Source organism: Paracoccaceae bacterium Fryx2 (genome assembly GCA_032334235.1).
In the GTDB taxonomy this organism is placed as follows: domain Bacteria; phylum Pseudomonadota; class Alphaproteobacteria; order Rhodobacterales; family Rhodobacteraceae; genus JAVSGI01.
Window position 1 is genome coordinate 3,172,501 of record JAVSGI010000005.1, and the last position, 26,215, is coordinate 3,198,715.

The following is a 26,215-nucleotide window of genomic DNA, read 5'->3' on the forward strand; positions in this document are numbered from 1 at the left end:
TAAAAGGAGGGGTGCAAGCTCTGAATTGAAGCCCCAGTAAACGGCGGCCGTAACTATAACGGTCCTAAGGTAGCGAAATTCCTTGTCGGGTAAGTTCCGACCTGCACGAATGGCGTAACGATCTCCCCGCTGTCTCTGATGTGGACTCAGCGAAATTGAACTGTGTGTCAAGATGCACACTTCCCGCGGTTAGACGGAAAGACCCCATGCACCTTTACTCCAGCTTTGCACTGGTATCAGGATTGTGATGTGCAGGATAGGTGGTAGGCATCGAAGCGGGGACGCCAGTTCTCGTGGAGCCTCCCTTGAGATACCACCCTTCGCCATTCTGATATCTAACCGCGGTCCGTCATCCGGATCCGGGACCCTGCATGGTGGGGAGTTTGACTGGGGCGGTCGCCTCCCAAATCGTAACGGAGGCGCGCGAAGGTAGGCTCAGACCGGTCGGAAATCGGTCGTTGAGTGCAATGGCAGAAGCCTGCCTGACTGCAAGACTGACAAGTCGAGCAGAGACGAAAGTCGGTCATAGTGATCCGGTGGTCCCAAGTGGGAGGGCCATCGCTCAACGGATAAAAGGTACGCTGGGGATAACAGGCTGATGATGCCCAAGAGTCCATATCGACGGCATCGTTTGGCACCTCGATGTCGGCTCATCTCATCCTGGGGCTGGAGCAGGTCCCAAGGGTATGGCTGTTCGCCATTTAAAGAGGTACGTGAGCTGGGTTTAGAACGTCGTGAGACAGTTCGGTCCCTATCTGCCGTGGGTGTAGGAGACTTGAGAAGAGTTGCCCCTAGTACGAGAGGACCGGGGTGAACGAACCACTGGTGGACCAGTTATCGTGCCAACGGTAGTGCTGGGTAGCTATGTTCGGACAGGATAACCGCTGAAGGCATCTAAGCGGGAAGCCCCCTTCAAAACAAGGTCTCCCTTGAGGGCCGTGGTAGACCACCACGTCGATAGGCCAGAGGTGTAAGAGCGGCAACGCTTTCAGCTGACTGGTACTAATTGCCCGATAGGCTTGATTTGATCCAGAAACAGCAAGGTTCACAACCGTGAACCCTGCCAGGATCGTCAAAAGCAGCACAAATGGACTTGGAACAAAACCGATGTTGTACACCCCGGAAAAACCGGATCAAACCCCCGCCGAAAAGCAGGGCAAGACCCGAAACCCCGGGGCGGTTGCGCAACAAACGCAACCGGTTTCTTCCTCGGATTGGTGGTCATAGCACGAGCAAAACACCCGATCCCTTCCCGAACTCGGCAGTTAAGTGCCGTCGCGCCAATGGTACTGCATCTCAAGGTGTGGGAGAGTAGGTCACCGCCAATCCTAGAAAGAAACCACAGCCTCTCAAGAAGGATCAAAGACACCAGGACCCAAACAAAAAGGGCCCAACCGTCGCGGGGTGGAGCAGCCCGGTAGCTCGTCAGGCTCATAACCTGAAGGTCGTAGGTTCAAATCCTACTCCCGCAACCAAAATACTTAAATATAACAAATAGATAGAACCCGACTTAAACAGTCTGGATTTTGTCGTTTGTGTTTGACTCAACGCTGACTCAATATTTTCCCCTGACAAGAGTGCGACAAGTGCTATCCCGTGCTAAGTATCTGGGATACCGAGGAAATATGAGATCGTAGTGGCTGAGGAATTTCTTGCTTTTGAATTGGATTTGCTGGGCGCGGTCATGAACCAGTTCGTCCCGACTCTCGGCGCCATGGAGAGAGCGCCTCCTACGCAGGCCAAAGCCCAATCCCTCCCGGACGCGCAGGGCGTCTATCTTCTGATCTATGACGGTGAGGTTCTCTACGTCGACAAAACAGATGCTGATGCTGGCCCTAAAATCAAGGAATTACTTGTGAAATGCGGGTCTAGTATGACGTTGATTTGAAGATCGCGCTTCAATCGTCCGTGGCCTCGGCGGGTGTTTCTGTTGAAGCAGAAACCCCAACCACCACCATCCCCGTCAGATGCCAAATCGCGGCCATCATGACGCCGAAGTTAAACGCAAACTCATTGGCGCAGGACTGGGCGAAGAAGTCGCCCTCAAGAAACATGCAGGACCCTTTGCAGAGCTGGACAACCGGGCAGGCCATGCATTCGGGGCGGAAGGCAAAATGGGTGGCAGTATTGAGTGCGATCGCATCAAACGCCTCCACATGACCAATTTTATGCGCCCCCTTGGCCCCGGTGTTCTGACAGGTCATGACATTGCCGCGCAGATCGACGGCGATGGTGTCTTCGCGGTCCATCCCGCATTTCTGGCCAAGCGCGTCGATTGGGCGGCGTCGCTGGATGGAAGCGTAGAACTCGTCAAGGCGTGCGCCTAGGCCAAAGGCGTTTGGATCCTCGACCAGCGCCTCAAAGATTGACCTCGTGAGGCTGTTCAACTGCGCAGGCTCAAAACGCCCCGTCCCAATGGCGGTCGCTGCGTCATAGACATTCACCACACCTTCCAGCCCTACGAAGACATCCGGGCCAACCTTGTCGGCGAACCAAGCCTTGAGCGCACCAAGATCATGATGCGTGCGTGTCAGCACCGCATTGAAGGACGTCTTGTCCGGGCGCTCAGTCAGCAAAGCCTCAATCCAGCGGCGCGTCTCCGGATCCGCGAGCGGATCAGGCCCGCGCAAATGCTGGCCGGGCCCGTCATGCGAGATCGTGATGGCAATGTCATAGGCCGCGATGAAGTTGAGCTTTTCGCGGCTCAAAAGCGAGCCGTTGGTAATAATGGAGAAGCGTGCCGCCGGGAACCGCTCCGCCAGCGCCGGGATCAGCCGCCTGATCTTGGCCCAGTAGAGAAACGGCTCGCCGCCCCAAAGTTCAATGCTTTCCGGGGCATCAGTGATCCAGCCGTCGAGCTGGACCAGAAAGTGCTCAACATCTACCAGTTTCGAGACCGTAGCATCCGCAATCTGGAACGCCTGATTGCAATAGCTGCAGGCGTAGTTGCACGACAGACCCAGTGAGAACGGCAGTGCAAAAGTTTGCCACGGAAGTGGCGGGATAATCCTGCTGCGGGCAGAGTAAAACTTTGCCACTTTGGCCCTTTCTGGTGACAGGGAGGGCGGGGGTATTTTAATCGTGGAACTTTATCGGAAGGTCCGTCTCGCGCGTCGGGGCGGCATGAGTGAACGAGCGGCAGCAGTTCATTTTGGGGTGTCGCGCGCGAGCGTGAAGAAGATCATGGAGTTTTCCATACCGCCCGGTTACCGGCGAACGGCAAATATCAAGCGACCGAAGCTGGATGGCTTCACAGGGCGTTGTTGCACGGACCCTGCCGGTTCTGTTAGGACGGCCCTTTCCTGATCGATTGGATGGCGTTGATGCCGCACAAATTAAATGACGCGTGGCGTCACAAGTTTAAGAAGAAGCGGTATCGGATTTCGAACTGGCCGCAGTATAATGAAAGCCTGCGCCAGCGCGGCGATGTAACGGTTTGGTTGAGCCCCGAGGTAGAAGCTGCATGGCGTGCAGAGCGCCGCAAGACACGGGGTGGCCAGCCGGTCTATTCTGATCTGGCAATCACGGTCTGTTTGACACTTGGCATCGTTTACAAGCAGCCACTTCGTCAGACTGAAGGGTTTGTGCGGAGCCTTGTCAAGCTCATTGGTGTGGATTTGCCTGTGCCTGATTACTCGACCTTTTCACGTCGTGGGACTGGGCTGACCTTGCCGATCAGATCGCGTGCTGAAAAGGATGGCCCGGTCCATCTCGTCGTGGACAGCACCGGTCTGAAGATCTTTGGCGAAGGCGAATGGCTGGAGAATAAGCACAAAACAAAGCCCAGACGCAAATCCTGGCGCAAGCTACACCTTGGGTTAGACCTTGTCAGTGGTGACATCGTTTGTTCGGATTTGACCAAGGACGATGTGGGTGATCCGACTGCCTTGCCTGATCTTCTGGACCAGATTGACGCGGATGTGACCCGGTTCATAGCTGACGGCGCCTATGATGGCGACCCCACCAGCGCCCTGCTCGCAGAGCGGTTTGGTACTGCCGTGGAGATCATCATCCCGCCTCCGAAGACTGCGATTTTGAGCCCCAATGCGGATGACAATCCAACGCTTCGCGACCAGCGCATCACCGTCATAACCACTCGTGGTCGCATGGCCTGGCAGCGGAGCAGCGGATACAATCAGCGCAGTCGAGGAGAGACCGTAATGGGCCGTTGGAAGGCAGTCATCGGCCCCAAACTGAAAGCGCGCAGCTTTCCCAACCAAAAGACAGAAGCCAAGATTGGCACCCACATTCTCAATAAAATGACCGGGCTTGGCCACGCCAAGTTCGAGGTCATCACTTGACCAAATCTACGGGTAAGGGAAAACTCAACCAAACCCTGACCCGTGCAACAAGGCCTCTTCCATTCGTGAAATCGGCCTGATCGAGCCTTTGTCGGTGATCAAGCCCGATCCTGATGCGCCAGGGTTTCTGCTGCTCGATGGCAACCTGCGCGTGCTGGCGCTGAAGGAACTCGGTCAGGACACGGCACCCTGCCTGATTGCCAAGGATTTCGAGACCTACACCTACAACCACCGGATCAATCGGCTTTCAACGGTGCAGGAACATTACATGCTGCGCCGCGCCATCGACAAAGGCGTCAGTAAGGAACGGCTGGCCCGCGCCTTCAACGTCAACCTGTCGACGATCAACAGCCGGATCAACCTGCTGCACGGCATTTGCCCTAAGGCGGTGGAACTCTTGCAGGACCATCAGTTCACGCCGGATGTGACCCGGCACCTGCGCAAGATGAAAGCCGCCAGGCAGATCGAGGCGGTCGAGCTGATGATTGCGGCCAACACGATCACCTCTGCCCATGCGGACGCCCTCCTTAAGGCGACCCCGCCGGAACAGCGCAACGATTACACCCCACCCCGGCCGGAGCAACCACAGGGCGACCCGCTAGAGCAAATCGTCAGGCTCGAACGTGAGATGAGCCAAGTGCAGGAAAAGTACAAACATGCCGAAGATAATTACGGCTCGGAGTTGCTGAACCTCGTGGTTGCCAAGGGCTATCTGAAAAAGGTGATGGAAAACGAAGCCGTCCGCTCCTATGTGGCCCGCCACGCGGTAGAAATCCTCGAGCAATTTGATCTGGTTTTGAACACGCTCAGCATGGAGGAGGCGGTTGAACAGGCGGAACGGCAGGAATTGGGGGCTGCAGGGCAAAACGACGCGCCACAGGACGTACAGGCGGGTTCAGGTCGTCAAGGCGAGGCGGGTGACCAGCTTGTGGAACAGGAGTGAAAACGGCCTCGGAACAGCCGAAACCTCCACAAAAGGCTGAGGTGGCCCTGAATTTTTGAGGCTGGGCGTCGCGGCCCCCGATAGCCTTCTTCGGCTGGTGACTGACTTCATAGCTGAAGCTGCTTAGGCTTGCGCATCACACCCCGCTCAACTATGAGCGCATGACGTAGTGGTTTTCTTTTCCTGCGGCAAAGTGACATGTGGTGCAAGCCGTTCAGCGACCAGGCCAAGACTTGGATGACAAGAACTGTGGCGAACTGCGAAGTCAGACTATCCTCTCAAAAGATATAAAATTGGGGCTGTTCGCGGCTGTAGCCTTGTGCTATTGCTCGAAATTGAACAATACAGCTAATTTGCGACCATTCGAATCCCACACACCCCAAGGCGCCGCGCAGGCGATCCTTGTGCGGTAGCCTGAAAAAAAGCATCACACCTCTATGACCAGTAAACGCAGCAAGCTCCAGGAAGACACGCATTTCCGCGTCCTTCGGCTTCTTCAGGACAACCCTGAAATGTCACAGCGCGAACTGGCTGTGGCTGTTGGGGTGAGCGTTGGCGGAATGCACTACGTGATCAATGCCCTGATTGACAAGGGCTTTGTGAAACTGGGAAATTTCACCGCTGCAGAAGACAAGCGGCGGTATGCCTACGTTTTGACGCCACAGGGTATTGCACGGAAGGCCGCGCTGACGCGAGCATTCCTGACGCGGAAGATGGAAGAATACGAGGCGCTTAAAGAAGAAATTGAAGCGCTGAGTTCCGAATTGTATGGCTCGTCAGTTCCCAAAACGCAGTAGTATTTTTTAACACTCAAAGCAGCGCAACACGTCAGCAACCACGTTCACAAGAAGAACTGCTTTCGACATGTCAGCTCAAATAGATTTGTGATTTAAGAATAAATCTGACCCAACGAGGTTTCGATGAAGAAAATATTGATGGTATTTGGCACAAGACCGGAGGCCATCAAGATGGCCCCGGTCTATGAGGCCCTCAAGAAAACACCCGGCCTCAATGTTCGGGTTGCTGTCACCGGCCAGCACCGTGAGATGTTGGACCAGGTCCTTCAATTGTTCGGGATCGTGCCTGACTATGATCTGAACGTCATGAAACCCGGACAGGGCCTTACCGAAATCACCGCATCGGTGCTGGCAGGGCTCAAGCCGATCCTCGAAGAATTTTCGCCGGATCTGATGCTGGTCCACGGCGATACGACGACAACGCTCTCAGCCTCGCTGGCAGCCTATTATCAGCAGATCGCTGTAGGGCATGTCGAAGCCGGTTTGCGCACTGGTGATATCTATTCGCCCTGGCCGGAAGAAATCAATCGCAAAGTTACCGGCGCGATTGCGCAACTGCACTTCGCTCCCACGGAAAAAGCGGCGACTAATCTGATCGCGGAGGGTGTGCCTGCGGCTTCGATTTGGACGACTGGCAACACGGTCATCGATTCATTGCTCGAAGTAGTCGCAAGGCTGGAAGCCGACACGGCGCAGAGCGCTGCATTGGATGCGAAGTTCGGGATCGACACGTCGAAACGCGTGATTCTTGTCACAGGGCACCGGCGCGAAAGCTTCGGCGGCGGCTTTCAGCGGATTTGCGTCGCCCTCGCCACGCTTGCCGAACGTGATGATGTTCAGATCATCTATCCGCTGCACCTGAACCCCAATGTGAAAGGCCCGGTAGAGGCCAGTCTCGGGGCGTTGGAGCGTGTGCAACTGATCGCGCCTCAGGACTACCTGCCCTTTGTCCATCTTATGCGGCGCGCCGACATCATCCTGACAGACTCTGGGGGTGTGCAGGAAGAGGCACCATCTCTGGGCAAGCCAGTACTGGTTATGCGCGACACAACCGAACGGCCCGAAGCAGTGGATGCCGGAACGGTCAAGTTGGTCGGTACCGTTTCTGATCTGATCGTGACAGAGGTAAACCGCTTGCTTGATGACGTTTCAGCCTATCAGGCGATGGCACGCGCCCATAATCCATATGGAGACGGCAAAGCAGCCTTGCGCATCCGTGACGCCATACTCGCCCACGCAAAAACACTTTCTCGAGGTCAAGCATGAACGAACTGAAATTCAAGCGTATCTCAGTCATCGGCATGGGATACATCGGCCTGCCTACCGCTGCGATGTTTGCCTCGCGAAAGGTCGAGGTGGTTGGGGTAGATGTGAATGCCCGTACGGTTGAGACCATCAATCGCGGCGGCATTCACATCGTAGAACCAGATCTTGACATGGTTGTTCATGCGGCTGTGGCGCAGGGTTTTCTGCGCGCGACTTTGACGCCGGAACCTGCCGAGGCCTTCCTGATTGCGGTCCCCACCCCCTTCAAAGGGGCGCAGCATGAGCCTGATCTAGCCTATATCGAGGCTGCATCCCGCGCGATCGCACCTGTACTAGAACGAGGCAACCTGGTGATCCTGGAGAGTACCTCGCCGGTCGGAACGACCGAGCGGATGGCGGAATGGTTGGCGCAAGCGCGGCCCGACTTGACCTTCCCCCATACCCATGGAGAGGCTTCGGACATCAGGGTCGCGCATTGCCCCGAGCGGGTCCTTCCCGGCAAGGTGATGCAGGAGCTGATCTCCAATGACCGCGTGATTGGCGGCATGACCCGGCATTGTTCAGAACTGGCTGTGCGTCTCTACAAGACCTTCGTAATGGGGGACTGTGTCATCGCCTCGGGCCCGCGCGTCGCGGAGATGTGCAAGCTGACCGAGAACAGCTTTCGTGATGTGAATATCGCCTTCGCCAATGAACTGTCGATAATCTGCGACAAGCTGGACATGGATGTCTGGGAACTGATCCGGCTGGCCAACCGCCACCCCAGGGTGAATATCCTGCAACCGGGGCCAGGCGTCGGCGGGCATTGCATCGCGGTGGACCCCTGGTTCATCGTCTCGTCTGCTCCCGACGAGGCGCGGCTGATCCGTACCGCGCGAGAGGTCAATGACTCGAAACCCGACTGGGTCCTGAACAAGGTGCGCGAAGCCATCGGCGCCTATCTGATGGAGAACCCTGGCAAGACGGCGGCCGATGTGACGCTGGCAATCTATGGCCTGACCTTCAAGCCCGATATCGATGATATGCGCGAGAGTCCGGCGCTGGCGATTGCCAGGCGGCTGGCATCTGACCATCCCGGCCCGGTGCTTGTGGTCGAGCCCTTTATCCGATTGCTACCTGACCACTTTCGAAATGCACAACTAGTTTCGCAAGATACAGCGCGTGAGGCAGATATTCACGTGATGCTCGTTAATCACAAAGCGTTCGTCAAGGCCAGCCCTCACAAGGGCGACATTGTAGACCTCCAGGGAATCTGGGCCAAAGAGTCATGAGGTATCGCCGTGCGGGGCTCAGTTTGCTTTATGTTTCGGCCGCCCTTGGACCAATATACTGGCTTCCTCTTATATCAATTCCCACGATGTACGCTATCAAGATCGGAGTTGGAGCTGCTCTATCCATTTGGCTTCTTCTTTTGAGAAAAAGAATTCAACTAAGCTATCGGCTGCTTTTCATTTCCCTAATCATCCTACTGGTTTCATTATTGAGTAGCTTAATAAAAAACGACATCTTTTTTCTAGAAATTGCTCCAATAGTAATATTCTTATTATTTGGAAATCTACTAGCCCAGGCGATTGAACTGGATGATTTCTTAGAGGCGATCAGTGCGGCTGGTGTAATCTTCTCCATGTTTGCATCCATCATTGTGATAGACCTAATACTCGGAGGATGGTTCCCCAACCCATACTATACTCAATACATCGTTTATGTATATGAGTCCGGATTGACAGGGGGGCGCACCGCATGGGCATACGCATCTAATCTATTCCTGGCAATCAATTTGCAAGGCTCCCTTTACTATCTGGCCAAAAATAAGCGAAAGGCGATCTTTCTTCTTTTTTGCGCAGCAATAGTTGCTACTAACATACTAGTTGTTGGCGCACGCGGTGGTGCTGTGGTCGCAATCTTCATAATTTTAGTATTTCTTGCTATGTTGACACGCAGAAAAAATAGCAAACTTTTGATTTCCGTTCTTACTGCGCTTTTTTTCCTATCAGGAGCCATCTTCCTTGTAGGATTTTCTGATGAACTTCGAATTATAACTACATTGATGCAAGCTGGGACCAGAAATCTATCTACGCTCGATTCACGTTTTACATCATTCAGTGAAGGCTGGATGTCTTTTTCATCTTCGCCTTTCTTTGGTACGGGATCGATATTTATTGATATTGGTTCCGCACAGGCACAAATTCATAATGTCTGGCTACGCTTTATTGTCGAACGCGGTGTTCTTTTTGCGCTCCCTATTATCTTTACCTCTTTACTAATTTTTCGCCTTTCATACCTAGGTGCCAGAAGTCGACACTACCAAATGCTTCTACTTTTATCAGCCGGAATTTTAACTGGCCTGTTTGAACCTAAGGCCATATTTGGAAACTACTTCGCCTCTCAAATATTTTGGATAACGGCTGCATTTTTCCTTGCACGCGGCACGGCAGAGGCCAGACCCGGAAATGGCACACTAGTGTCAAGCTGTAGCCGCTGATTTCTTAATAAGGAGGATCGAAAAGTTCGCCGCGCTTACTTTAATGCTGGAAGTGTTGAATTTCTGTCCAGGGGTATGCTCTGGGTGCGTGTCCTTGCGCTTGGCGCCTTCATGTCTGTTGACGGTTACGGCTTCATCCTCGTTCTGCTCGGACTCGAGGGTCTGCTGGCGGCCGTAGTGGCCTATCCGTCGATCAAGGACGTGTTTGTCCGGCAGGATATCGCGATCTCGATCTTTCGGCATTTCTCCATTCTGTTCTGTATCGTAGCGGTTCCCGTTCTGTGCGTCCTGCTCTGGGTATCCGGCCAGAGCATGGGGGTAGCGCTGACGGTAATCATGGCGGCCTTGCTGAACGGGTTGGGCCAGATCGGTCTCTACATGCTGCGGGTTTCCGACCTTTCGACCTACAACCGGGTAAAGTTGATCTGGGCGTTTGTGACCACCGCGGTTTTCATGATCGCCTTGCCGATGCACTGGGCGTTCCTGCCCCTAATCTACGGGGCGGGTGCCATCCCGATAATACTTGGCTTGGCCCAGTTCTTTCGAAAGCCTCCCTTCGCGCCGGCATTCGTGGCGATACGCGGCTATCATGCAAAGGGCTGGATCATCTACAGCACCCAGGCGCTGCTCGCCAACTTCCCGCAGTACGGTATCCGCCTGTTCATCGCCAGCACCATGACCCTTGCGCAAGTCGCCGCTTATACCCAGACCTACATGGTTGCCACGGCGGTATTTTTCGCGTTTTCCGCCGTCATGGTCGTTTTCGAGCCCCGACTGTCGCGTGCGGCGCCCATCAAGGAGATCGCAGCCCGGCTGCCGCTGATGCTCAAGGTCTCGGCACTATTCGTCGTGCTGACCATCATGTATGCAGGTGTCCTGTCGGTCGTTGTGCAAGGCGACCTTCTGACGCACGTGCTGGGCAATGATTTTGTCATCGACCACCGGCTTCTCGTTCCGATCATGGTTTTCATTGCGCTCGGCGGTGTCTATACTGTAGCCAATTGTCTAGTGCTTGCGGGATCGGGCCGGGCGATATCCTTGCTGTCCACGGGCATCGGCTCGGCCGCTCTTTTCCTCGGCCTTGCGATTTTGCTGCCGTTGCCGACGTTGTTCGGAGTCGGAGTGGCAATCGCGCTTTCGCAGGGGGTCGCCTTGGCGGTTCTTGTTCTATTCCTGACGATTCGTGTCGTTCATATTGACGGAGCAGTCTGATGACGGAGGCCACACCGCTCCAAGATCCGCACAAGCGTGTCCTCATCGCCTATACTGAGCTTCTGGAGTAAAGGGTTCCGATCTTCGCCGAACTTGGCAAAACCATTGATTTAACACTGACCGATCCCAGCAGACGGACACACCAAGATTATGCCGCGTTTCGCGAGGTTGCGCTGCCGGTATTCAAAGGAGTACACTAGTGTTCTGAATCTGATGCAAAGTACTCGCTACTTATGCAGCGGTTGCTATGGCGGATCAGGCAATCTAAGACCGATAACCTTGATAGGCTGGAATCTTGTGTCAGGTGGCGAACACTAGATAGCGACAATTAGACCAGACCGGGCTTACCGGAGGCCCCGTATTTCGGAAGGTAATTTGTGGTGAACGCATGAAATGGCTCGTACGGAAAATAAAAAGCAGCCCCGTTGTTTACAGGACGTACGTGACGCTCAAGCACGGCTATCAACGCGCGACCGGACTCCGGCATCCGATCCAGGACACTGGCACTGTCTCTGGTTACAAGCTGACCAGACTGGGATCACCGAACTGCGGCTGGACCTTCGTGGACGAACCGTCGTTGAAGAACTGCATCATTCTGTCTGCGGGGTTAGGCGAAGACGGTTCTTTCGACGTAGAATTCGCTTCGAAATACGGTGCAACGGTGCACATCGTGGACCCCACGCCAAGGGCAATCTCTCATTTTCAATCAATCGTCGAACGCCTGGGTCAGCCGAAGGAGGCCACCTATTCCAACACAGGAACCCAGCAACCAAAATGTTATGAACTTGGTGATGTGACAGTCGAGCAGCTTCAACTGCACAAAGTCGCACTCTGGAGCGAGCGGAAGAAGGTGAAATTCTTCCTTCCGAAAAATACGGATCATGTCTCACATTCAATTGTCAACTTCCAAAACGAGTATGCCAGTAACACGCCTTTCATCGAGGTCGACGCGATGCCGGTACGGGATATACTCGAAAAAAATGGGGTTGCTCTGAAAGACGTAGCGATGCTCAAACTGGATATTGAGGGCGCGGAAATTGAGGTGATCGAAAGTATCTTTGTCGCAGGCTTTCTGCCCCGTCAGATCCTGGTCGAATTTGACGAATTCAATGTGCCGACCAAAGGCGGCGTGGCGCGGATCAACCGGGCACATTCCTTGCTGGTCGAAAAAGGCTACGGGATCATCTATACCGATGGTCAGGCGGACTTTCTCTATGTCCGGGACCAGGCGAATGTGTAGACTCTGTCAAACAATAGCACGAAGAAAAGCCCTCTGCGGCAAGCTGGTGTCACGATGATCCTGGTAGTCCAGGGACAACTGCCGCACTATCGGCGAGAGTTTTTTAATGCACTTTGTTCACTCGACGAAGTGACGGTCGTTCACTCCGGGGCGCAGACGAAAGGTCAGGGTGACCGTTTTTCCGAAGTGCTTCTGCCAATGCGCGTGCTGGGCCCCTTTAGGTTGCAGCAGGATCTTGACCAATTAATCTCCGAGCTTCGCCCCAGAACCGTCATCGCCATGTTTGACATGCGGTGGCTCAATTCAGTCCGCGCGATGTTCTCCCATGACCGCAAGGTGAATTGGGTATGGTGGGGCCTCGACCAGGGGCGCAGCAAGACCGCACTGCGCCTGAAGCTCATGATCGCGCGGCGCAGCAATCCGATCGTGTTCTACGACAACCAGACCCGTAGCTCGTTTGAACCTCTGTTGCCCGCCGATGATCGACTTTTCGTGGCAAACAACACTTTTCATGTGTCTGATCGTGTCGAAAGCTACCTGCATCCGGTGAAGAACCGGTTCATCAATGTCGGTTCACTCGATGCACGCAAGCAGAATGATGTGACTATACGTGTCTTGAAGAAGATCCGGGACGAAACCGGAGAAAGCCTCATGTATACACTGATCGGTGATGGCTCGGAGAAAGAACGTCTTCTAGATCTGATCGACTCGCTCAAGATGGCCGAAAGCGTCGAACTTGTCGGAAGGATTGAGGACCCTGAGAAGCTGGCGCGGTATTATTCCGAGGCATTGGCATCCGTGTCGTTTGGCCAGGCAGGCCTCGCGGTACTTCAAAGCATGGCTTTTGGTGTTCCGTTTGTGACGAAGAAGAATGCCATTTCCGGAGGAGAAAAGAACAACATTGCTCACAAAATAAACGGCATCGTCTGTAGCGACGACCCGGAGTCTCTTGAGGCGGCCTTGCGCAAATTGATCGAATCTCCAGACTATGCCCGTAAACTGGGAAAGGAAGCGTATCAGTATTATTCGCGGGAAGCGACGGTCGAGAATATGGTAGAGAATTTCGAGCGGGCAATAACCTGGAGAGAATCAGCCAGTGCCTAAGGTTTTCGTCAATGGGATCAGCGCAAAAAGTGGTGGCGGGCGGAGCATTCTCACTAATTTCCTAAAGATTGCTCGTGACGCCAAAGACGATTTTACCTTTGTTGTCGTTGTGCCTGATGCCGACTCTTACCGCGAATATGCCAACGAACGCGTCTGTCTCGTGCCACTGGCCCACTGGAGCATCACCACGCTCGTACCCTTGGCCAGCATCACTGTTCTGCCTCGTCTCGCCCGGCGCATGGGCTGCGATCTGATTTTCAACCTTGCCGATGTGCCGCTTGGAACACGACGGCCGCAGGTGTTCCTGTTCGACTGGGCCTATGCCGCGTTTCCGGAATCCCCTGCGTTGCAATTGTCTACCCGACGCGATCGGCTGGTGCGTCGCGCCAAATTGTTCTTCTTCCGGTGGCTGCTACCGTATGTAGATCTTGTGATTGCTCAAAACGGCGTGATCGCCGACCGTCTGCACAGGATCTACGGCTGCGATGCGGTTCAGGTGGTCCCCAATGCGGTATCGCTCGACAACCTCGACGGGGGCAGCGATCACGATTTCGCCTTGGGCTCGGGTTACAAGCTTCTTTGCCTGAGCCGGTACTACTCGCACAAGAACATCGAGGTCTTTCTTCCGGTCGCAGAGCGGATCAGGGCCGCAGGCGAAGATGTGAAGATCGTGACAACGATCTCGCCCGACGACGGTGAGGGGGCGCGACAGTTTTTGGCAGATGTTGAGAAGTTCGGGTTTACCGACATCATCGTGAACCTCGGATCGGTGCCAATGAAGCACGTTCCAAGCCTCTATCGGCAAACTGACGGGCTGCTACTGCCTACGCTGCTTGAATCCTTCTCGGGCACTTACATTGAGGCGATGTTTCACCGCCGCCCGGTCCTTACGAGCCGCCTTCCGTTTGCCGAGGCGGTATGTCAAAACTCCGCGTTCTACTTCGATCCCAACGACCCGGTGGAGATTCTCGACCGGGTCCGGCAAACGCGCGACGACGTTGCTGAACGCAATCGACGCGTCGACCTAGCAAGCGTCTTGCTTTCCCGCATGCCGACCTGGCAAGACGCATATCAAGCCTTTTCGAAGGCCTTCATAACTACCTTGGGAAACAGTAAGTGACCGAAACTCACAAAATCTGCACCAACTGCGTGATGGATACGACCGACAGCGCAATCGTGTTCGACGAAAACGGTGTCTGCGACCATTGCAACACTTTCTACACTCAAGTCCAGCCCAACTGGAACACCGGCGAAAAGGGCCGCGCAGAACTGGATCGCATGGTCGAGACCATTCGCGCCGCTGGCAAGGGCAAGGATTTCGATTGCATCATCGGCATGAGCGGTGGGATCGACAGTTCCTATCTGGTCTATGCCGCCAAGGAACTCTTGGGTTTGCGGCCACTGGTGTTTCATGTCGACGCCGGGTGGAATTCGCAGATCGCCGTCAACAATATTGAACGGCTGGTGGACGGGCTGGGCCTCGACCTCTTTACCGAGGTAATCGACTGGGAAGAGATGAAAGACCTTCAGCGGGCCTTCTTCCGCTCGGGTGTGTCGCATATCGACACGCCGCAGGATCATTCCTTTTTTGCGACAATGTATAAATTCGCGACCCAACATGGCGTCAAGCACATCCTGACCGGCGCGAACTATTCGACCGAGTGTATCCGCAATCCGATGGAATGGATGTATTTCCAATCGGATTCACGCCAGATCCGCGACATACATCGCCAATTCGGGGAACGGCCATTGCAAAACTTCGCGCTGACGTCGATTCTGTGGCACAAGGTCTGGCTGCCGTATGTGCGCCGCATCAGCGTGCTTCGGCCGCTCAACTCCATGCCCTACATCAAGACCGAGGCCCGCCAATTGTTGATGGACCGTTTCGGCTGGCAGCCCTATCCGCAAAAGCACTTTGAGTCGCGCTTTACCCAGTTCTACGAAAGTTACTGGTTGCCAGAGCGCTTTGGCTATGACGTTCGCAAGGTGCAGTTCTCCAGCCTTATCGTCACCGGGCAGATGACGCGCGACGAGGCGCTGGCCGAACTGGCCAAACCATCCTATGATGCGCAAGCCATCGGTCAGGAGATCGAATTCGTCGCAAACAAGCTGGATATCAGCGTCGATGACCTGATGGGTTACATGGCGCTTCCCAGGGAAACCTACAGGGATTACCGCAATCAGGAAGAAATCTACCGGGCCGGTGCACGGGTCATGCGGGCACTCGGGCTGGAGCGTGGGGGCAAGCGATGATCGGGATCGTCGACTATGGCCTTGGCAATGTCCGGGCTTTCGAGAACATCTACCGCCGCCTTGGCATCGCGGCCATGCCTGTGCGGACTGCAGCAGAGCTGCTCGCTGCTGATCGGCTGATCCTTCCGGGTGTCGGGGCTTTCGACTGGGCAATGGCGCGACTGACGGCTTCGGATATGGTCGAGCCCTTGCGCGCCCGTGTTCTGGACGAAGGCGTGCCGGTCCTCGGGGTTTGCGTCGGTATGCAGATCATGGCCGACGGCAGCGACGAGGGGTCTTCCGCCGGGCTCGGCTGGATACCGGGCCAAGTCGAGCGTTTCCGCGATGAATGGTTCAACGACCGCACCCATCTGCCGCATATGGGCTGGAACGACATCGACCCCGAAGGCGAGGCCGCCATCTTTGCGGGCATTCAGAACCCACGCTTCTACTTCCTGCATTCCTATTATTTCTGCCCCGTTGACGACGCTCATGTGGCCGCCCGGACCCAGTATGGCGTCCGCTTTGCCTCGGCGCTGCGGCGCGGGAATATCTGGGCAACGCAGTTCCACCCGGAAAAGAGCCACGACTGGGGCGTGCAATTTCTTCGCAACTTTGCCGGGGCCTGACCATGTTGCGCCCCCGCCTCATTGCCTGCCTTCTGATCCAGAGCCTTGGTCTGGTGAAGACCCGTCAATTCGGTGAACCGAAATACGTCGGCGATCCGATCAATGCCGTGCGTATCTTCAATGAAAAGATGGTGGACGAGTTGATGGTGATCGACATCGACGCCACACCGAAAGGGCGCGAACCTGATTACCGGATGATCGCCAATCTGGCGAACGAATGTCGCATGCCTTTGTGCTATGGCGGCGGGGTCAGCACGGTCGAGCAGATCGAGCGTATCATCGGCCTCGGTGTGGAAAAGGTTGCGCTTTCTGCGGCAGCACTTGCCCGACCCGCGCTGATCGAAGAGGCGGCGCAGCGGGTAGGCTCGCAAAGCGTGGTTGTCGTCGTCGACATCCGCAAGGGCGGCCTTTTACGCCACCCCGAGATCGTCACCCACAACGCCACCCGCAAGACCGGGCTTGACCCTGCCGCTTTCGTGCGCGAGGCAACGGCGCGCGGCGCCGGCGAAATCGTGATCAACAATGTCGATCGGGACGGCATGATGGAGGGCTACGACCTCGACCTCGTCGATAGGCTTCGGCGCGAAACCAGCCTGCCGATGACCATCCTTGGCGGGGCAGGTTCCCTTGACCATGTAGCAGCATTATGGCGGGCCGAGGGCATCATTGGCGCAGCCGCCGGAAGCCTGTTTGTTTTCAAAGGAAAGTATCGAGCCGTGTTGATCAATTATCCGAATGCCGACGAAAAATCTGCGCTGCTTGCACGCGCCGGGTGGTCGCTTTGAAACAACTCCTGCAATCGCTCAAGGACGGCACGACGACTGTCGCCGAGGTTCCCGCACCCCTATGCGGCGGGGGTCAGGTTTTGATGCAGACATCGATCAGCCTCGTATCTGCCGGAACCGAGCGTATGTTGGTGGCATTTGGAAAGGGCAACCTGATCCAGAAAGCGCGGTCGCAGCCTGACAAGGTGAAGCAGGTTCTCGAAAAGGCCCGCACCGATGGGGTGGCCGCGACGCTCGATGCCGTGCGCTCCAAGCTCGACCAGCCGCTGGCGCTGGGGTATTGCAACGTCGGCCGGGTGATCGAGGCGCGGGCCGAGGGGTTCGAGCCGGGCGACCGGGTCGTCTCGAACGGCAAACATGCGGAAATCGTGGTGGTGCCGCAAAACCTGTGCGCCCGGATCCCTGACAACGTGTCGGACGAGGCTGCGAGCTTTACCGTTCTGGCAGCCATCGGGCTGCAAGGTATACGGCTGGCGCAACCTACGCTGGGCGAATGTGTTGTGGTCACCGGCCTTGGTCTGATCGGCTTGCTGACCGTGCAAATGTTGCGCGCGCAGGGCTGCCGGGTGCTGGGAATCGACTTTGACCCGGCACGGCTGGAACTGGCGCGCGCGTTTGGGGCGCAAACCGTGAACCCGGGTGCTGGCGAAGACGTTCTGGCACGCGCCGCCGCCTTTTCACGCGGCGCGGGTGTGGATGCTGTGATCATCACGGCGTCGACGAAAAGCAACGAACCGGTCGCCCAGGCGGCCCATATGTGCCGAAAGCGTGGGCGTATCGTATTGGTCGGGGTGGTCGGGCTGGAACTGAGCCGCGCCGATTTCTATGAAAAGGAACTCATCTTTCAGGTCTCGTGCTCCTATGGGCCGGGGCGTTATGACCCGGCCTATGAAGACGGCGGGCAGGATTATCCCATCGGCTTCGTGCGCTGGACCGAGCAGCGAAATTTCGAGGCCGTGCTCGATCTGATGGCTGCGGGCGCGCTGGATGTGGCCCCACTGATCACACATCGCTTCGCGATTGACGAGGGCGGCAAGGCGATGGCACAGTTGACCTCTGGCGAGCCGTCGATGGGTATCTTGCTGACCTATCCCCTGCCCCCGACCGGGTCTGCGCCCGTTCGCAGGATTCCTCTGGGCGCTTCCGCACCCGCAAGCGGCAAGGGCGTCGTCGGGTTTCTGGGTGCGGGAAATTATGCGGGGCGGGTGCTGATCCCGGCCTTCAAGGCGGCAGGCGCCAAATTGCACACCATTGTAAGCGGCGGCGGGGTCAGTGCCGTTCATTTCGGCAAGAAGTTCGGGTTTGCAGAGGCTTCGACCGAGATGGCGGCGGTACTGGACAACCCCGACATCGACACGATCGTGATTGCGACCCGCCACGATGCCCATGCCGGTCAGGTTCTGGCAGCCTTGTGCGCCGGTAAGCATGTATTCTGTGAAAAACCGCTCTGCCTGACGCTCGACGAATTGTCCGGCATCGAAGCCGAAATCGCACAGCGGCCGGACCAGCAACTGATGGTCGGTTTCAACCGCCGATTTGCGCCGCAGGTGGTGAAGATGAAGGCGCTGCTGGCACCGCTCGACGTGCCCAAAAGCGTGATCATCACCGTCAATGCCGGCGACATTCAAGCAGATCACTGGACGCAGGATCCGGCCGTCGGCGGCGGGCGCATCCTTGGCGAAGCGTGCCATTTCATCGACCTTGCCCGCCATCTTGTCGGGCATCCGATCGTTCGGCACCACACCGTCGCGCTTGGACAGCACTCTGCGATCGCCATCCGCGACGACAAGGTCAGCGTGATGCTCGAATTTGCCGAAGGCTCGGTTGCGACGATCCATTATCTGGCGAATGGCGATAAGGGCTTTCCCAAGGAACGGATCGAAGTCTTTGCCGCCGGGCGTGTCCTGCAACTTGACAACTTCCTTAAGCTGCGTGGCTGGGGATGGGCGGGGTTCTCGAAGATGAACCTTTGGCGGCAGGACAAGGGGACGAAAGTATTTGTCGCGGTCGTCCTCAGGTGCTTGCGCGAAGGCCATGCGCAACCAATACCGCAAAACGAAATTATCGAGATATCGCGGGTCTCTATCGAAATTGCACAGGAGACGAGGCGATGAACTTCGTTGCAGCCATCGACCGAAAGTTTTATCCGGAATTCGAGCGCAATTGGGACGATTGGCTTTTCCGTCGGAAGCTACTTACAGTGGTGGGGCCGCGCGTTCGCGTGCTGGATCTTGGCGCCGGAGCTGGTATCGTTGAAACCATGAACTTTCGAGGGCTGGCCGAACGAGTCTGTGGTGTTGATCTCGATCCTCGTGTGACGGTCAATCCGTTTCTTGATGAAGGACTGGTCGCCGATGCGGATCGAATTCCTTATCCGGACGGAAGTTTTGACATCGTCTTTGCCGACAATGTCATGGAGCATCTTGACCAACCGGAACAGGTCTTTACAGAAATTGCGCGCGTCCTGCGCCCAGGCGGGAAATTGTTGTTCAAGACTCCTAACCGCAACCATTACATGCCGGTTATCGCGCGCGCAACACCGCATCGCTTTCATCAATGGATAAACCGCTTGCGCGGGCGAAATGAGATCGACACGTTTCCAACCCTTTATCTTTGCAACTCAGCATCACAGGTCAACCGGATCGCTGCCTCGACGGGCCTTCAGGTCGAGGCTATCGAAATGATCGAAGGGCGTCCGGAGTATCTTCGATTTGTTGCGTTGACCTATTTCGTTGGTATTGCCTACGAGCGGATAGTAAATGCCTTTCCTTTTCTTGCTCGTTTTCGAATCCTGATGATTGTGACGGTGATCAAGCCGAACCACTGTTGATGGGCAGGATTTTGCGCCTTTGGCGGACGATCCGTCACCTGCGCCCGGTCCAGGTTTATGGCCGGGTGTGGTTCCGGCTGGCACGACCGCGGCCCGATCTGGCGCCAGCCCCGCCGCTGCGTCTCGTGTCGGGACCCTGGTGCGCACCGGCGCGGCGGCTGCCGAGCCTGACCGGCCCCGGCGCCTTTCATTTCCTCAACGAGGCCGGGAGCCTGCCCGAGCACGGCTGGGATGGCCCCGCCAAGGCCAAGCTCTGGCGCTACAACCAGCATTATTTCGACGACCTCAATGCCATGGGGGCGCCGGAACGGGCAGGCTGGCACCAGCCGCTGATCGCCGACTGGATCACGGCCAACCCGCCCGGACGCGGGACGGGGTGGGAGCCCTATCCAACGTCGCTCCGGATTGTGAACTGGGTGAAATGGGCTCTTGCAGGCAACGCCCCGAGCCAAGAAGCCATCCAGAGTCTCGCAATTCAGGCCCGCTGGCTGACGCGGCGGATGGAATGGCACCTGCTGGGCAACCATCTGTTCGCCAATGCCAAGGCACTTGTCTTCGCGGGGCTTTATTTCGAATGGCGCGAGGCTGCGCGCTGGCTCGACACCGGCACCCGTATTCTCGCCAAGGAAATCCCCGAACAGCTTCTGCCCGATGGCGGGCAGTTCGAACTGAGCCCGATGTATCACGCGCTTTCTGTAGAAGACATGCTCGATCTGGTCAACATCGCCCGCGCTTTCGGGCGCAACGATCTGGCGCAGGCCTGGAGCGCTCGGGTTGCGTCAATGCTGGACTGGCTGGGCGCAATGACCCACCCGGATGGTGACATAGCCTTTTTCAACGACGCCGCAATTGGCATCGCACCCGATCAGCAACAGCTTTTTGACTATGCCGGGCGGCTGGGTTTCGCCCGCCCTAAAGACCCGGGTGCGCTGTGCCACCTCGCGGCGTCAGGCTATGCGCGCCTGTCGGCGGGGCCCGCCGTGCTGATCGCCGACCTTGCCCGCATCGGCCCCGATTATCTGCCCGGCCATGCCCATGCCGACACGCTCAGCTTCGAGCTGTCAGTGCGCGGGCAACGAATCATCGTGAATTCCGGCACTTCGGTCTACGGAACCGGGCCGGAACGCCTGCGTCAGCGGGGCACGGCGGCGCACTCGACGCTGATGATCGATGGCGAGGATTCGTCCGAAACATGGGCCGGATTTCGCGTCGGCCGCCGCGCCCGCCCCTTCGATATCGACGTCAGGAACGACGACGCGGCGTTGCTCGCGCGCGCCGCGCATGATGGCTATAGCCACATGCCCGGAAATCCGGTGCATCGTCGCGAATGGCACTTGGCTCCAGACGGGCTGATCGTGACAGACAGGGTCGCGGGGACAGGGCTGCATCGGGTTGATGTGCGATTTTTTCTAGCACCGGATCTCCACGTCGTACGCTCTGCGCCCAACAGTTTCGACCTGAACGCCGACAATGGAGAAGACATCCTGACCTTTACATCTGAGGGCGGCAGCGTCTACATTGTCCCATCAAGCTGGCATCCGCAATTCGGCATGCAGCTGCAGACGCAGGCAATCCGGGTCTGCGCCGAACTGGAGCTGCCCTGCAAATTTCGCACGTGTTTTCGGTGGAGGGCTGCATGAAACTTCTAATCCTGACCAACTATTTCACACCGGACCTCAGCGCAGGTTCGTTCCGCATGCAGGCATTGATCGAGGCATTAGAGAACTGGCGCGAAAAAGGTTTGGAAGTCGACCTGATCACCACACGCCCTAACCGCTATGCAAGCTTGAAGGCCGAAGCCCCCTTGTTTGAAGACAGGGGGTGGCTGCGCATCCACCGGATCGAGCTGCCGGCCCACAAGGGTGGCATGGCCGATCAGGCACGCAGCTATGCACATTATGCAATCGGGGTCCGCAGGCTTACAAGCGGACAGCGGTGGGATCTGGTCTTCGCTACGTCTTCACGGCTGATGACAGCCGGGTTGGGAGCTCATGTCGCGCGCCGGATGCGGGGCCCACTCTATCTCGACATCCGCGATCTGTTCACGTTGAACATGGACGAGTTGTTGGTTGGAAGCCCGCTGAAGATGCTCCTGCCCGTCTTCCGGCGCATCGAGCGACAGGCGTTCTGGAGGGCTGGACAGATCAACGTCGTCTCCGAAGGGTTTATCCCGCATCTGCGCGCTATCGCACCAAAGGTTCCAATCCGGTGCTTCACCAACGGGATCGACGACTTGTTCCTGTCGGAAGATTTTGAAAGGTCTGAAACGCGTCACGCACTTCCCCTGCTTCTCTACGCGGGGAACATGGGCGAAGGTCAAGGCCTGCACCGCATCCTGCCCCAAGCGGCCAAGGCACTAGAAGGTCGGGTGCGCTTTCGCTTGATCGGGGGCGGCGGGAAACGGCTGGATCTTGAAGCCGCGCTCAGGGCGCAGGATATCACCAATGTCGAAGTCCTGCCGCCTGTGGCGCGCGACCAGTTGCTCGCGCACTATTGCGAAGCGGACATCCTGTTCCTGCACCTCAACGACCTCGACGCGTTCCGCAAGGTCTTGCCCTCAAAGATATTTGAATACGCTGCCACCGGGAAACCAATCCTTGCGGGTGTGGCGGGTTACGCCGCCGATTTTCTGCGTAAGGAAGTGCCCAATGCGGCCGTGTTTGCGCCCTGCGACGCAGACGCGATGGCAAAGGCAGCTCTGAGCCTGCTGGCACAGTCGGAAACACCCGATCGGGGTGATTTCTGCAAGGCATATGCCCGAACCACGATTATGGCCGAAATGGCCGCCGATATTCTGGCGACCGTGCCGGAAGGACGTAAATTGACCGAAGCAGTGCCTTCTTTGATAGGAGATTCCTTGTGACCCAGAAGAAGATCGTGATTACTGGAGCCACAGGGTTCGTTGGGCGCGAGCTAGTCGAGCGACTGAGGGCGCGGGGCTGTTCGCTGCTTCTGGCCGGGCGGAACAGGGACAAGCTGGAGGCGCTTTTTCCGGGCATCGACGTCTGCGACTATAGGGCACCTCTATAAATTGCCCCACCCCCCACATTGCGGTATGGTGAGACAGTGAACCGGCAGTGGAGATGCAACGATGGCGCAGATGGGTTTTTTCGATCTTTCGGACCGTTATGCAAGCCTGGACGCCAAGAAGGATCCGCTGGTCGAGATTGACGCTGTCGTTCCGTGGGAGGAGTTCCGCCCTGCATTGGAGCGGGCCTGGCGCAAGTCGGACGCGGACCGCAAGTCCCGCGCCGGGCGCAAGCCGATGGACGCAGTTCTGATGTTCAAGACGCTGGTTCTGAGCGCGCTTTACAACCTTTCCGACGACCAGATCGAATATTAGGTTCGCGACAGGCTTTCGTTCATGCGGTTTCTGGGGCTTGGCCTCGGGGACCGGGTTCCCGACGCCAAGACGGTATGGCTGTATCGCGATGCGCTGGCGCAGGCCGGTAAGGTGGAGGAACTGTTTGGGTTGTTCGACGGTCATCTGGCGCGGCGGGGCTACATTGCGCGGGGCGGGCAGATCCTGGATGCCTCCATCGTGCCGGTGCCGCGCAATCACAACACGCGCGATGAAAACGCCGCTATCAAGAGGGGCGAAGTGCCCGAGGATTGGGCAGATAAGCCCGCAAAACTGGCGCAGAAGGACGTGGACGCGCGCTGGACCAAAAAGCACGGCAAGAGCCATTACGGCTACAAGAACCACGTGAATGTGGACCGCATGCACAAGCTGGTCCGGCGCTACCACGTCAGCGACGCCTCTGTGCATGACAGCCAGGCGGTGGATCATCTGCTGATGCAGGGCAATACCGGTTCGGGCGTATGGGCGGATTCAGCTTATCGGTCCGAAGAGATGGAGGCCAAGCTGCGCGACCGCAAGCTGAAAAGCCACATCCACCGCAAGGGCAAGCGCGGCAAGCCGCTGACCGAACAGGCCAAGGGCAGCAACCGGACCAAATCCACCGTGCGGGTCCGAGTCGAGCATATCTTCGGCGCGCAGGCCAACGACATGGGTGGCACCCTCGTGCGCACGATTGGCCTGGTTCGGGCCAAGGCCAAGATCGGGATGAAGAACCTCGCCTACAACATGCGCCGCCTCGGCCAACTGGGTCGCATCAACCCGCATCCGGTGTGAAAAACGGTTGGCCAAAGACGCAGATCATGCTCCGCATCGCGAAAAACGGCCCTGAAACGAAGGTCCGCGAAGCGAAATGGGCAGCACATCATCAAACCCAAGGCAACAATCGGTCAACTGAAGGTCGCTGACGCGCTTCAGGAGAAACCTGCTATGCCGTTGCCGCGAAAACAGTCAAAAATCGAGGTGCCCTGAATACAGATTCCAATATTCAAGGGAATGATAACTTGGCAGAAGAGGCCGAGACAGTTGTCACTTCGGCGCTGGGACACCTGTCCGACCGGCTGTCCGGGATCGAGGTCCATCTGGCCGATGTAAACGGTGCCAAAGGCGGGTCCGACGATATTCGCTGCACCGTTGAGGCACGTCCGGATGGAATGCAGCCGCAGACCGTCACCCACAATGACGCCAATGTAGACGCAGCCCTGCGCGGTGCGGCGAAAAAGATCCGCTCCCTGCTGGACAGCGAATTCGGCAAGCTGGATCGGCGCTGAGGCTCACTGATGACGTAGGCGATCCGGCTTTGCCAATCGTCGTCGTCACCATTCATCGCCGACCCTCTACCCAATTGGCCACGATCAGTCCCGGTACGCCGTCCACCGCACGCTCTGCGTCCCGCGCCAGATCCAGCCGTTTGCGCAGCTTGACCGTAAGCGTCCGGTCTGACTGGTGTTGACTTATTCGGCAGCCCAGTTCCATGGCATGAGTTCTTCGAGGCGGGTCATCTTGTGGTCTGCAACGCGCTCGAGAACCCAGCGAAGCCAGGCTTCGGGATCTACCTTGTTCATGCGGGCGGTTTCGATGAGCGTGTAGGCTATGGCCGCAGCTTCACCGCCGCCCTTTGATCCCATGAAGAGATAGTTTTTGCGGCCGAGAGTCACCGGCCGAATTGATCGCTCACAGATGTTGTTGTCCAGCTCGAGCTGGCCGTTTTCAAGATAGGCCCGGGCCTTGGGCATGCGACCGAGCGCATAGCGGATAGCCTCGGCCAGCGACGATTTGCCGGAGATCTTGGGCAATTGCAGCTGCAGCCAGACTTCGAGATTGTCGAAGACCGGCTTTGCCTTTTCCAGCCGCAGGGCAACGCGCTCTTCAGCAGGCTTGTAGCGCGCCTCTTTTTCCACTGCATAAAGGGCAGCGATCCGTTTGATCGCTTCCTCGGCAATGGCAGAGCCTTCGCGCTCAAAGACCTCGACAAATTTGCGGCGCACATGAACCATGCAGGCCTGCTCGCGGGCCTTGCCGTCCCCGAACAGACCGTTGAAGCCGGTATAGCCGTCCGCATGCACGACCCCTTTGTAACCAGACAAATGGCTGACCGGATGTTCCCCCTTACGATCCACGCTGAACTGATACCACGCGCAGGGCGGTGCCTGTCCCTGCCATGGGCGTTCGTCACGCACATAGCTCCACAGCCGGGCGGTTTGGGTCTTTTTTGTCTTGCCCTTGGTTTGCATTTTAACGGGCGTGTCATCGGCGAACAGCGCTGGTCCGGCCCGCGCCAGTTTGCCGATGTGGTTGGCCAAGGGTTCCATCAGCGCCGTAGAACGGCCCACCCAATCGGTCAGCGTGGAACGATGCAGATCAACCTTGTCCCGGGCATAGATCCCGGACTGACGATATAATGGCAGGTGATCGCAATATTTGCTGACCAGCACATGGGCGAGCAGGCCAGGACCGGGGCGTCCGCGCGTGATCGGGCGCGAAGGCAACTCGGCCTGGGCGAAAGCCTCGCAGCAGGTGCAGGTCATGCGGGGGCGCACGATCCGCTTCACAACGAAGTGGCCGGGGACGTATTCCAACTCTTCGGTGACATCTTCGCCGAGTTGCTTGAGCTTACCACCGCAATTGCCGCAGGCGTTGCCGGGCGAGAGTATCTCTTCCTGGCGCTCAAGGTGGTCAGGCAGCGGAGCGCGATTGTGAGAGCGCTTGGCTGGGGTGGTCTCATCCGCTCCATCTTTGGATGCTGTCTTTTGTGCCTCGGCGGCCGCTTCAATCTCGGTGTCTTCCTGCAGATCGAAAGCCAGCTGATCCAGACTCTCGGACTTGGCCCCGAAACGGGCTTTCCGATGTGCCGCCAGTTCCTTCTTCAGCTTCTCGATCTGGTAGGCCTGCGACTTGATGTGCTCACCCATCTGGAAGACCAATCCCTTCAGCTCTGAAGGGTCATCAGGTAGCGATTTGAGGGCGTCCAGCATGCGCCAAATATACTGGAATGTCCCCAAGATCGGAACACAAAAATGCTCCAAATCCCATGTT

Annotated in this window: 21 protein-coding genes, 1 tRNA gene, 2 rRNA genes and 1 pseudogene (1 of these 25 cut by a window edge); 23 read left to right on the forward strand and 2 right to left on the reverse strand. The window is 57.0% G+C overall.

Annotated elements, in window-relative coordinates:
- The 4 genes from RNZ50_24545 to RNZ50_24560 all read left to right on the forward strand — a co-directional run.
- A 23S ribosomal RNA gene (locus RNZ50_24545) occupies nucleotides 1-1,027 on the forward strand (it extends 1,903 nt beyond the left edge of the window).
- 186 nt (nucleotides 1,028-1,213) lie between these two features.
- Nucleotides 1,214-1,328, forward strand: a 5S ribosomal RNA gene (gene rrf / locus RNZ50_24550).
- A 70-nt stretch (nucleotides 1,329-1,398) separates the two neighbouring features.
- Nucleotides 1,399-1,475: transfer RNA gene (locus RNZ50_24555), tRNA-Met, on the forward strand.
- 161 nt (nucleotides 1,476-1,636) lie between these two features.
- Nucleotides 1,637-1,888 (forward strand): hypothetical protein, encoded by a 252-nt coding sequence (locus RNZ50_24560; protein ID MDT8858142.1) that lies wholly within the window; start codon nucleotides 1,637-1,639, stop codon nucleotides 1,886-1,888.
- Between the two features lie 10 nt (nucleotides 1,889-1,898).
- On the opposite strand, the gene RNZ50_24565 is transcribed toward RNZ50_24560, so the two are convergent.
- Complete coding sequence (locus tag RNZ50_24565; protein MDT8858143.1) at nucleotides 1,899-3,038, reverse strand: radical SAM protein; 1,140 nt, start codon at nucleotides 3,036-3,038, stop codon at nucleotides 1,899-1,901.
- 285 nt (nucleotides 3,039-3,323) lie between these two features.
- Between RNZ50_24565 and RNZ50_24570 the strand changes: the two genes are divergently transcribed.
- The 19 genes and pseudogenes from RNZ50_24570 (at nucleotide 3,324) to RNZ50_24660 (ending at nucleotide 24,450) form a co-directional block, all read left to right on the forward strand.
- Nucleotides 3,324-4,301, forward strand: a complete 978-nt coding sequence (locus tag RNZ50_24570) for an IS5 family transposase (protein ID MDT8858144.1) — start codon at nucleotides 3,324-3,326, stop codon at nucleotides 4,299-4,301.
- Nucleotides 4,302-4,395: 94 nt separating this feature from the next.
- Nucleotides 4,396-5,244, forward strand: coding sequence for a plasmid partitioning protein RepB C-terminal domain-containing protein (locus RNZ50_24575; GenBank protein MDT8858145.1), 849 nt, complete (start codon nucleotides 4,396-4,398; stop codon nucleotides 5,242-5,244).
- 437 nt (nucleotides 5,245-5,681) lie between these two features.
- Nucleotides 5,682-6,041 (forward strand): MarR family EPS-associated transcriptional regulator, encoded by a 360-nt coding sequence (locus RNZ50_24580; protein MDT8858146.1) that lies wholly within the window; start codon nucleotides 5,682-5,684, stop codon nucleotides 6,039-6,041.
- Between the two features lie 123 nt (nucleotides 6,042-6,164).
- Entirely contained in the window at nucleotides 6,165-7,307 is a 1,143-nt protein-coding gene (gene wecB, locus RNZ50_24585; protein ID MDT8858147.1) for a UDP-N-acetylglucosamine 2-epimerase (non-hydrolyzing), read from the forward strand.
- Nucleotides 7,304-8,578: a UDP-N-acetyl-D-mannosamine dehydrogenase gene (gene wecC / locus RNZ50_24590; GenBank protein MDT8858148.1), complete on the forward strand. Its 1,275-nt coding sequence runs from the start codon at nucleotides 7,304-7,306 to the stop codon at nucleotides 8,576-8,578. The genes wecB and wecC overlap by 4 nt, the downstream gene beginning before the upstream one ends.
- Complete coding sequence (locus RNZ50_24595) at nucleotides 8,575-9,789, forward strand: O-antigen ligase family protein (protein MDT8858149.1); 1,215 nt, start codon at nucleotides 8,575-8,577, stop codon at nucleotides 9,787-9,789. The genes wecC and RNZ50_24595 overlap by 4 nt, the downstream gene beginning before the upstream one ends.
- A gap of 111 nt (nucleotides 9,790-9,900) precedes the next feature.
- Entirely contained in the window at nucleotides 9,901-11,001 is a 1,101-nt protein-coding gene (locus RNZ50_24600) for a hypothetical protein (protein MDT8858150.1), read from the forward strand.
- Between the two features lie 388 nt (nucleotides 11,002-11,389).
- Nucleotides 11,390-12,241, forward strand: a complete 852-nt coding sequence (locus RNZ50_24605; protein MDT8858151.1) for an FkbM family methyltransferase — start codon at nucleotides 11,390-11,392, stop codon at nucleotides 12,239-12,241.
- Between the two features lie 54 nt (nucleotides 12,242-12,295).
- Nucleotides 12,296-13,345: a glycosyltransferase family 4 protein gene (locus RNZ50_24610; protein MDT8858152.1), complete on the forward strand. Its 1,050-nt coding sequence runs from the start codon at nucleotides 12,296-12,298 to the stop codon at nucleotides 13,343-13,345.
- Nucleotides 13,338-14,465, forward strand: a complete 1,128-nt coding sequence (locus RNZ50_24615) for a glycosyltransferase (protein MDT8858153.1) — start codon at nucleotides 13,338-13,340, stop codon at nucleotides 14,463-14,465. The genes RNZ50_24610 and RNZ50_24615 overlap by 8 nt, the downstream gene beginning before the upstream one ends.
- Nucleotides 14,462-15,598 (forward strand): N-acetyl sugar amidotransferase, encoded by a 1,137-nt coding sequence (locus tag RNZ50_24620; protein ID MDT8858154.1) that lies wholly within the window; start codon nucleotides 14,462-14,464, stop codon nucleotides 15,596-15,598. Before RNZ50_24615 ends, RNZ50_24620 begins: the two co-directional genes overlap by 4 nt.
- Nucleotides 15,595-16,206, forward strand: coding sequence for an imidazole glycerol phosphate synthase subunit HisH (gene hisH / locus RNZ50_24625; GenBank protein MDT8858155.1), 612 nt, complete (start codon nucleotides 15,595-15,597; stop codon nucleotides 16,204-16,206). Before RNZ50_24620 ends, hisH begins: the two co-directional genes overlap by 4 nt.
- Before the next feature lie 2 nt (nucleotides 16,207-16,208).
- A complete protein-coding gene (locus tag RNZ50_24630; GenBank protein ID MDT8858156.1) occupies nucleotides 16,209-16,991 on the forward strand; it encodes an AglZ/HisF2 family acetamidino modification protein in 783 nt (260 codons plus the stop codon).
- Entirely contained in the window at nucleotides 16,988-19,105 is a 2,118-nt protein-coding gene (locus RNZ50_24635; protein ID MDT8858157.1) for a bi-domain-containing oxidoreductase, read from the forward strand. Before RNZ50_24630 ends, RNZ50_24635 begins: the two co-directional genes overlap by 4 nt.
- Complete coding sequence (locus RNZ50_24640; protein MDT8858158.1) at nucleotides 19,102-19,821, forward strand: class I SAM-dependent methyltransferase; 720 nt, start codon at nucleotides 19,102-19,104, stop codon at nucleotides 19,819-19,821. Before RNZ50_24635 ends, RNZ50_24640 begins: the two co-directional genes overlap by 4 nt.
- A 65-nt stretch (nucleotides 19,822-19,886) precedes the next feature.
- Nucleotides 19,887-21,461, forward strand: coding sequence for an alginate lyase family protein (locus tag RNZ50_24645; protein MDT8858159.1), 1,575 nt, complete (start codon nucleotides 19,887-19,889; stop codon nucleotides 21,459-21,461).
- Nucleotides 21,458-22,684, forward strand: a complete 1,227-nt coding sequence (locus RNZ50_24650) for a glycosyltransferase family 4 protein (protein MDT8858160.1) — start codon at nucleotides 21,458-21,460, stop codon at nucleotides 22,682-22,684. The genes RNZ50_24645 and RNZ50_24650 overlap by 4 nt, the downstream gene beginning before the upstream one ends.
- A gap of 228 nt (nucleotides 22,685-22,912) precedes the next feature.
- Nucleotides 22,913-23,956, forward strand: a pseudogene (locus RNZ50_24655) (IS5 family transposase).
- A 227-nt stretch (nucleotides 23,957-24,183) separates the two neighbouring features.
- The gene (locus RNZ50_24660) at nucleotides 24,184-24,450 is read left to right on the forward strand and encodes an HPF/RaiA family ribosome-associated protein (GenBank protein ID MDT8858161.1); all 267 of its coding nucleotides are present in this window, start codon (nucleotides 24,184-24,186) and stop codon (nucleotides 24,448-24,450) included.
- A 183-nt stretch (nucleotides 24,451-24,633) separates the two neighbouring features.
- Here the strand turns inward: RNZ50_24660 and RNZ50_24665 are convergent, their stop codons facing one another.
- Entirely contained in the window at nucleotides 24,634-26,154 is a 1,521-nt protein-coding gene (locus RNZ50_24665; GenBank protein MDT8858162.1) for an IS66 family transposase, read from the reverse strand.
- Nucleotides 26,155-26,215 lie beyond the last annotated feature (61 nt).